This window comes from Kitasatospora sp. NPDC059571 (assembly GCF_042735675.1).
Lineage (GTDB): Bacteria > Actinomycetota > Actinomycetes > Streptomycetales > Streptomycetaceae > Kitasatospora.
Map to the genome: position 1 here is coordinate 19608 of NZ_JBHWBW010000050.1, position 8014 is coordinate 27621.

Below are 8014 nucleotides of genomic sequence, written 5' to 3' on the forward strand. Positions count from 1 at the left end.
TGCCCGCCCCCCGCCGGGCCCCGGCCGTGCCCGCCGCGGCGTTCACACCTGGTGGCCGGCCGCCCGCAGACCCTCCCGCACCGCGTCGGCCGCGCTCCGTGCGCCGCCGTGCGTCGCCAGGTCCCCGCCGCCCGCCTCCACGAGCCGCTCGGCCCGCCGCTGCGCCGCCGCCACCACCTCCCGGGCCTCCGCCTCGGTCAGCCGGCCGCCGCGGCGGTACGCCGCACGGCGTTCGCGCAGCCGGTCCGCCTCCCGCTGCGCGCGGGCCAGTGCCACCTCCGCCTCGGTCACCCGGTCGGTGAAGTAGTTGGCGACGGCGTCGCGCACCGCCCGCGGGTACGGGGGAGACTGCTCCTGGTGGGCCATGCGAGCACCGTACGGCGGCCGCCCCGCAGCCGCGCAGGATTGCCGCGCAGTAATGTGCCGGCGGAGAGCGGCAGCGGATCCGGTCGCCCGCCCGGCAGGACGTTTCGGGCGCCGGCCGACCGGACAGCAGCCGGACCGGGGGCCGAGGAGGAACGGACCGAGCGACATGCGCCGTGAGCCCACCGGACCCGCCGGGTCCGACGACCCCGGTCCCGGGCCGGACGGTCCCGGACCGGACGACCCGGGGACGGGCCGGCACGAGACGCCCTTCGAGCGTGCCGACCGGCGCTGGACCGACCTGCTCCAGGAGGTGCGGGTCGCCCAGACCGGCTCGCAGATCCTCTTCGGCTTCCTGCTGAGCATCGCCTTCACCGCCCGCTTCGCCGCGCTCGGCACCTTCGACCGCACGCTCTACGTGGTCACGGTGGTCGCCGCGGCGCTGGCCACCGGCACCCTGATCGCCCCGGTGGCCTACCACCGGGTACTGGCCGGCCACCTGCTGAAGCCGGAGCTGGTCGACGCGGCCGCCCGCCTGGTCGGGGTCGGCATCGTGCTGCTGGCGCTCACCGTCGGGGCGTCGCTCCTGCTGCTCCTGCACGTGGTGCTCGGCGGCGCCGCGGCCTGGGCGATCGCCGCTGCGGTGACGGCCTGGTTCGCCCTCTGCTGGCTGCTGCTGCCCTGGCACCTGCTCCGCCGCTACGGCCGGTCGCCCCGGCGCTGACCCGATCCGTCCGTGGCCGGCCGGCGGAGCACAGGAGTATGCTCGACAGACGGAGTGAGTGGTTCCGATCCCTCCTCCGGTCCGGTGGCCCCGCGGTCACCGGCAGTCGAAGGCACTGATTCCTCGTGCCGGGGCTCCGACGCCTGAAGAAGCCGGGCGGACGGGTCGCCCCTTCCCACCGCGGTCGGCGCTGCGTGCGCGCCCGGTGGATCTCCCCGTCCGTGGAGATGACCCCGTGTCTGCCCGAACCCTCGCGGCGCCCGAGCGCGCCGTGCAGCCCCCGTCCACCGCTGCCCTGCCGCGACGCCCCTCGGCGCCGGAGATGCGTGCGATGGGCAAGGCCGAGGCCCGTGCGCTGAGCGACGCCCTGTTCGCCCGGCTGGCCGCACTCGAGCCCGGCTCCGCCGTGTACAGCTACGTGCGCGGCACCATCATCGAGCTGAACATGCCGCTGGTGCGTTTCGCCGCGGCCGGCTTCCGCCGCCGCAGCGCCGACCTCGACGACGTGGTCCAGGTCGGTACGGTCGGCCTGATCAAGGCCGTCGACGGGTACGACCCCGCCCGCGGCGTGGAGTTCCTCACCTACGCGATCCCGACCATCACCGGCGAGATCAAGCGCTTCTTCCGCGACACCAGCTGGCCGGTGCGGGTCCCGCGCAGCCTCCAGGAGTGCTACCTGGCGGTCGCCCGTGCCTCGGACCGGCTGGAGCAGCACCTCGGCCGGCTGCCCACCAGCGCCGAGGTGGCCGAGGACCTCGGGATCGACGAGGACGAGGTCGTCTCCGGGCAGCGGGCCGGCCGGGTCTACCGCGCGGACTCCCTGGACGCCCTGCGCGAGGCCGGCGACGACACCGGCCGCTCCCGGCTGGACCGGCTGGGCGCCTGCGACCCGGAACTCGACCTGGTCGACTTCCGCACCTCCGTGCGGCCGCTCGTCGCCGGCCTGCCGCAGCGCGAGCAGACCGTGCTCCGGCTGCGGTTCTGGGAGGGCCTGACCCAGTCCGAGATCGCCGAGCGGATCGGCGTCTCCCAGATGCACGTCTCGCGGCTGCTCAGTGCGACGCTCGCCCGGTTGCGCGACGGACTGGACGGCGACGAGGCCGAACCCCCCGAGCCGGACGAGACTGAGTAGGCGGGCGCGGTCGACGGCCGGCCGCCCCGCCCGCCCCGCCGACGGGACGGACCGGCAGCCGGCCGCCGCAGTGAAGGATGGACGCCATGGACGACGGCGCGCCGCAGGTCCGCCGCCTGGTCCTGCACGGCCGCCCGGGTTCGGTGAGCCGCTGCCGCGAGTTCACCCGCGATGCGCTGTACGACTGGGGCTGGCTGCCGGCCGGCGACCCGGCCGGCCGGGCCGCCGCCGAGGACGTCCTGCTGATGGTGGCCGAGCTCGCCGCCAACGCGATGATGCACGCCGGCGGCCTGCGCGAACTCGTGCTGCTGCACTCCGGCGGCGGCCTGCGCGTCGAACTCCTCGACGCGAGCCCGCAGCCGCCCGCGATCCGCACCGACCGCCGCCGCGGCCTCCCCGGCGGCTACGGCCTCCTCGTGGTGGACCGCCTCGCCCGCGCCTGGGGCAGCCGGCCCGTCCCCGGCGGCAAGGCCGTCTGGGCCGAGGTCGCACCCCCGCCGGGCGGCTCGCCCAGGCTCTAGGAGGAGCTGTCTTCACAGGGCACTCGGGTGGTCGATTCGGGGGTGCCCCCACGCGGCCCCTATGTGGCATCCGTACGCCTTGAAGACGCGTCCTGGCTCTCTGCGGGTTCCGCCGCCTCCGCCGTCGGCGGGTGCCACTCGACGAGCAGGATGGTGGCGTCGTCGTCGAGGCGGCCGCGCTGGCGTTCCATGATGGCGTTGATCAGCCGCCGCAGCGCCTCCGGTGCCGGCTCGCCCGCGGCGGCGGCCCGCACCACGTGGTCGATCAGCCGCTCCTCGCCGAACCGGGTCCCGTCGGCGGCCCGGGCCTCGGTCACCCCGTCGGTGTGCACCAGGATCCGGTCGCCGGGCTCCAACTGCACGCTGTGCACGGTGCGGTGCGACCCGGGGGCGGCGGGGCCGAGGCCCAGCGGCAGCTCTCCGGGGTGTTCCAGGGCGCCCGCCACGACGTGCTGGCGCCGGATCAGCAGCGGGGGCGGATGGCCGCAGTTCAGCCAGGCGAACCGGCCCGTCCCCAGGTCGAGGGTGCCCACCACGGCGGTCAGCAGGCGGTCGGGGATCCACCGGGCGAGCGCCTCGTCGACCGTGTCGACGACCGCCGGGAGCCGGCCCCCCGCCCGGCGGGCCGAGCGGCAGCCCGCCAGGGCGACCGCGGCGGACAGCCCGGACGCCAGGTCGTGCCCCATCGCGTCGACCACCGCCAGGTGCAGTTGCTCGCCGTGCAGGGCCTGGTCGAAGGCGTCGCCGCCGACCTCGTACGCCGGCTCCAGCACCGCGCTGGAGGTCACCCGGTCGGTGCCGACGGTGCGCGGCGGCAGGAAGGACCAGACGAGTTCGGCGGCCAGCGTCATCGGCGCGCTGCGGACGGTGCGGACGACGCCGTCGCTGAACCCGCTCTTGGAGATCACCGCCAGCGCGGCCACGTCGGCCAGCGCCCGGCAGCGGTCCAGCAGCTCGGGGTCGTCGCGGTGCGCGCCGACCTCCAGGACGCCGATCCGCTCGATGCCGTCCATCAGCGGCAGCCAGAGCCGGACGGTGCCGTCCTCGTCGCGGGCGGTGTGGGCGGTCATCGTCCGGTAGGCGCGGCCGGCCACGGTGCCGTCCACGCCGAGCGGGCCGTCCGCCTCGGTGCCCCCGGTGCCCAGCGGGACCAGCCGCAGCTGCTGGACATCGGCCAGCAGCACCCGGGCGCCCGCCAGCCCGAGCACCCGCGCGGTGGCGTCGAACAGGGCGGACAGGCCGTCCGGGGGCGTCTGCTGCGAGCGCCGCAGGAGCGCCGCGAGCACCGCGCCGAGGTCGTCGTGTGCCACTGCTCACCGCCTGCCGGGCCGTCCCGTCTGTCCTTCACCGTACGCCGGGAGCCGCCCCGGTCGCTCCGGCGCCGCGGGGCCAGCGGGCCCCGCCGTACGGCTCAGCCGGCCGCCTGCTCGGTGAGCCGCACGGCCTGGCGCAGCCAGTCGGCGAACAGCTCGGCGTCGATCTCGTCCGGGCTGCCCAGCCGGACGCTCGCCATCGTCCGGGCGCCGGCGGCCAGCCGGCCGGACGGGTCTTCGACCTCCTGGCCGCGCCACAGGCCGAAGGTGACGTACGAGGTGTACGCCTTCAGGAAGCAGACCGGCGCCTTGCCCGGGGTCGGGCCGAGGCCCCAGACCGGGTGGCCGTGCCAGACGGCGCCGGCGCCGGGGATGACCTGCTCGACGAGCGGCAGCAGGGCACGGGCGGTCTCCTGCCGCTCGGCGGGCAGGGCGGCGAGGTACGCGTCGACGGTGGTGGTCCCGGGCATGTCGGTCTCCTTGGTGTCGGGCCGCCGTTCCCGGCGGGCCGGATCCCTCCGGCACCCCTGCGTCGACCGGGCGATGTGACAGGGAACGCAGACTCCGTGCCGCCGACCGGACGGCCTTGCGCACCGTCCCCGCCGGGCCGTGCGTGCGCGTTCCGGTGTGCGCCGCCGGCCGGCTGCGGTTGGATGGGGTGGTGCCGCCGGCCGACCGGCCGGGCGGCCGCGCCCCGGGCTCCGACGCTCCGCCCGCCCCGCCGCCGGGAGCGGCAGCGGGGAGGGCTCAGCGCTCCTCCTCCGGGTGGCCGCTCTCCTCCCAGCGGGTGTGGAAGACGCCGTCCCGGTCGGTGCGCCGGTAGGTGTGCGCGCCGAAGTAGTCGCGCTGGCCCTGGACGAGGGCTGCGGGCAGCCGACGGGCCCGCAGGCTGTCGTAGTAGGCGAGCGCGGTGGAGAACCCGGGCGCGGGCACGCCGAGCTGGGCGGCCGTGGAGACCACCCGCCGCCACGCCGACTGGGCGCCGGCCAGCGACTCCCGGAAGTGCTCGTCGGTCAGCAGGGTGGGCCGGTCCCGGTCACCGTCGTAGGCGGCCCGGATCCGGTCGAGGAAGCGGGCCCGGATGATGCAGCCGCCGCGCCAGATCGTCGCCATCGCACCGGGGTCGATCCGCCAGCCGTACTCCGCGCTGCCGGCCTGGATCTGCTGGAAGCCCTGCGCATAGGCGACGATCTTGGACGCGTACAGCGCCTGCTCGACGTCCTCGGCGAAGCGGTCCGCGGCGGCGCTGTCGAGCCAGGTCTCGCCCGGCCCGGGCAGGTCGCCGGCGGCCTTGCGCAGGTCGGCGTGGCCGGACAGCGAGCGGGCGAACACGGCCTCGGCGATCCCGCTGACCGGAACGCCGAGTTCGAGCGCCGACTGCACCGTCCACCGGCCGGTGCCCTTCTGCTCGGCCTGGTCGCGCACCACGTCCACGAAGGGCAGCCCGGTCGCCGCGTCGGTGTGCGCGAGGATCTCGGCGGTGATCTGGATCAGGTACGACTCCAGGCGCCCGCCGTTCCAGGCCCGGAACACCTCGGCGATCTCCGCCGGCTGCCGTCCGCCGCCGTGCCGCAGCAGGTCGTACGCCTCGGCGATCAGCTGCATGTCGGCGTACTCGATGCCGTTGTGCACCATCTTGACGAAGTGGCCCGCGCCGTCCGGCCCGACGTGGGTGCAGCAGGGCTGCCCGTCGACCGACGCCGCGACGGACTCCAGCAGCGGACCGAGCACCCGGTAGGACTCCTCGGTGCCGCCGGGCATGATGCTCGGCCCCTCCAGGGCGCCCTGCTCGCCGCCGGAGATGCCGCTGCCGACGAAGTGCAGCCCGCGTTCGCGCAGGGCGCTCTCCCGCCGCCGGGTGTCCAGGAAGTGCGCGTTGCCGCCGTCCACCACCACGTCGCCGGCGTCCAGCAGCGGCACCAGCGCGTCGACGACGGCGTCCGTCGGCGCCCCGGCCTTCACCATCACCACGATCCGCCGCGGCCGCTCCAGCGCGGCCGTGAACTCCTCCAGCGAGGCGGCGGCGGTGAAGTCGCCCTCGCCGCCGAACTCGTCGACCAGGGCCGTGGTGCGGGCCGCGGTCCGGTTGTGCACGGCGACCCGGTGGCCGTGCCGCGCGAAGTTGCGCGCCAGGTTCCGGCCCATGACGGCCAAACCGGTGACGCCGATCTCTGCCAGGGGCCGTGCGGTCATGGCGTCTCCCGGGGCTCGCAGGACGGGTGTATCACCACCCTTCCGCGATCCCGCCCGGCCCGCATCCGGGCGGGGTCGGGCCGCACCCCGCGCTCACGCGACGTGCACCCGCGGGCGCCGGGTGCGGTCCGGCTCCGCCTCCCGCAGCACCTCGCGGGTGACCGGTGCCACCTCCCCCTGCCCGACCAGCAGGAACCGCAGCAGCTGGGCGAACGGGCCGCCCTCGGTCCACTCCAGGTAGAGGTGCGGCACCGCGCCGGTGGTGTCCCGCAGGTGCAGGGCCAGCGCCGCCAGCGCGTTCGGGACGGCCGAGCCGTCCACGGTCAGCACCGGGTGGCGGCCGTGCCGGACGGCGCCGCGCACCCGCAGCTCCGTCTCGAAGTCCGACGGGTCCCGGACGGTCACCTCCACGAACAGCAGGCGGACCCCGGCGGACAGGTCGTGGTCGGTACGGGTGCGCCGGTCCTTGTCCCGGTAGGCGGCCGGGTCGCGGCGGTCCGGCCGGTGCGCGACCAGGCGGACCGGGCCCGCGGCCGCCTCGCGCAGCAGCCGCGCGGCCTCCGCGTCGAGGACCGTCCCGGTGACCCGCAGCTCGAAGGCCCGGGCCGGCCGCGACACCAGGGAGACGGCGACGATCGCGGCGATGAAGCAGGCGCCGATCCGCAGCCCGTCCGGCCGCTCCACCACGTTGACGGCGGTGGTGTACCCGAACACCGCGGCGATCGCCGCGAAGCCGGCCGTCCGGCCGCGCTGGCCGGCCCGCCGGGCCGCGATGGTGGCCGCCGCGGCGGCGGAGGTGATCAGCACCAGCACGCCGGTGGCGTACGCGCCGCCCTGGGCGTCCACGTCCGCGTCGAAGACCCAGGTGACCAGGAACGCGACCGCGGTCAGCACCAGCACCATCGGTCGCACCGCGCGCGCCCAGTGCGGCGCCATGCCGTAGCGCGGCAGGTAGCGCGGGACGAGGTTCAGCAACCCGGCCATCGCGGACGCCCCGGCGAACCAGAGGATCGCGATGGTCGAGGCGTCGTAGACACTGCCGAACACCGACCCGAGGTACTGGTGCGCGAGGTACGCCAGCGCCCGGCCGTCCGCCGCGCCGCCCGGGCGGAACTCCCGCTGGGGGACGAGCAGCGTGGTGACCAGGCTGGTGGTGACGAGCAGGGCGCTCATCGCCAGCGCCGAGACGGTCAGCAGCCGGGTGGTGCCGCGGATCCGGCCGGCCGGGCGCTGCTCGGTGTCCCCGGGCGCGCCCTGCACGTTCGGCATCACCGCGACGCCGGTCTCGAAGCCGGAGAGGCCGAGCGCCAGCCGGGGGAAGACCAGCAGCGCCACGCCCGCCATCATCAGCGGGCTGCCGTGCTGCGCGGTCAGTGCGTGCGACCAGTCGGCCACCAGGCGCGGGGCGGTGACGACGTGCCACAGGCCGACGGCGACCACCACGGCATTGAGCGCCAGGTACCCGCCGACCAGGACCACGGCCAGCCATATCGCCTCGCCGAACCCCTTGAGGAACACCGCGCCGAGCAGCGCGATCAGCACCAGCGTGACTGCCACCCGATGGCCCGCCAGGGCGCCGCCGACGTGCGGGTTCTCCGCCAGGTGGGCGGTGGCGTCGGCGGCCGACAGGGTGATGGTGATCATGAAGTCGGTGGCGGCGAAGCCCAGCAGGACCAGCACGAAGAGCTTGCCCTGCCAGAACGACAGCAGCCGCTCCAGCATCGCGATCGAGCCCTCGCCGTGCGGACTCTCCTTCGCCACCCGCCGG

At 76.0% G+C, this 8014-nt stretch carries 8 protein-coding genes; 3 read left to right on the forward strand and 5 right to left on the reverse strand.

Going from position 1 to position 8014, the window contains the following annotated elements; translation table 11 throughout:
- Positions 1 to 42: 42 nt before the first annotated feature.
- Complete coding sequence (locus tag ACFV0G_RS08880; RefSeq protein ID WP_380543932.1) at positions 43 to 366, reverse strand: hypothetical protein; 324 nt, start codon at positions 364 to 366, stop codon at positions 43 to 45.
- A gap of 166 nt (positions 367 to 532) precedes the next feature.
- On the opposite strand from ACFV0G_RS08880, the gene ACFV0G_RS08885 reads away from it, so the two are divergent.
- The 3 genes from ACFV0G_RS08885 to ACFV0G_RS08895 all read left to right on the forward strand — a co-directional run bounded on the left by ACFV0G_RS08885 (position 533) and on the right by ACFV0G_RS08895 (position 2740).
- Positions 533 to 1087 (forward strand): DUF6328 family protein, encoded by a 555-nt coding sequence (locus tag ACFV0G_RS08885; protein WP_380543935.1) that lies wholly within the window; start codon positions 533 to 535, stop codon positions 1085 to 1087.
- 235 nt (positions 1088 to 1322) lie between these two features.
- Positions 1323 to 2219, forward strand: coding sequence for a SigB/SigF/SigG family RNA polymerase sigma factor (locus ACFV0G_RS08890; protein ID WP_380543938.1), 897 nt, complete (start codon positions 1323 to 1325; stop codon positions 2217 to 2219).
- Positions 2220 to 2305: 86 nt separating this feature from the next.
- Positions 2306 to 2740 (forward strand): ATP-binding protein, encoded by a 435-nt coding sequence (locus ACFV0G_RS08895; RefSeq protein WP_380543941.1) that lies wholly within the window; start codon positions 2306 to 2308, stop codon positions 2738 to 2740.
- 59 nt (positions 2741 to 2799) lie between these two features.
- Here the strand turns inward: ACFV0G_RS08895 and ACFV0G_RS08900 are convergent, their stop codons facing one another.
- The 4 genes from ACFV0G_RS08900 to ACFV0G_RS08915 form a co-directional block, all read right to left on the reverse strand.
- Positions 2800 to 4050, reverse strand: coding sequence for a PP2C family protein-serine/threonine phosphatase (locus ACFV0G_RS08900; RefSeq protein ID WP_380543944.1), 1251 nt, complete (start codon positions 4048 to 4050; stop codon positions 2800 to 2802).
- 101 nt (positions 4051 to 4151) lie between these two features.
- Positions 4152 to 4523 carry a DUF1801 domain-containing protein gene (locus ACFV0G_RS08905; protein WP_380543947.1) on the reverse strand — a complete coding sequence of 124 codons (372 nt, stop codon included), beginning with the start codon at positions 4521 to 4523 and terminating at the stop codon, positions 4152 to 4154.
- Between the two features lie 277 nt (positions 4524 to 4800).
- On the reverse strand, positions 4801 to 6246 hold the full coding sequence (gene gndA / locus ACFV0G_RS08910; RefSeq protein WP_380543950.1) for an NADP-dependent phosphogluconate dehydrogenase: 1446 nt from the start codon (positions 6244 to 6246) through the stop codon (positions 4801 to 4803).
- Positions 6247 to 6339: 93 nt separating this feature from the next.
- Positions 6340 to 8014 (reverse strand): amino acid transporter (locus ACFV0G_RS08915; RefSeq protein WP_380543953.1); only part of this gene is annotated, 1675 nt, incomplete at its 5' end.

Coding starts and splice junctions, on each gene's coding strand:
- ACFV0G_RS08880 (WP_380543932.1), bottom strand. CDS start 366: ATGGCCCACCAGGAGCAGTCTCCCCCGTACCCGCGGGCGGTGCGCGAC.
- ACFV0G_RS08885 (WP_380543935.1), top strand. CDS start 533: ATGCGCCGTGAGCCCACCGGACCCGCCGGGTCCGACGACCCCGGTCCC.
- ACFV0G_RS08895 (WP_380543941.1), top strand. CDS start 2,306: ATGGACGACGGCGCGCCGCAGGTCCGCCGCCTGGTCCTGCACGGCCGC.
- ACFV0G_RS08905 (WP_380543947.1), bottom strand. CDS start 4,523: ATGCCCGGGACCACCACCGTCGACGCGTACCTCGCCGCCCTGCCCGCC.
- gndA (WP_380543950.1), bottom strand. CDS start 6,246: ATGACCGCACGGCCCCTGGCAGAGATCGGCGTCACCGGTTTGGCCGTC.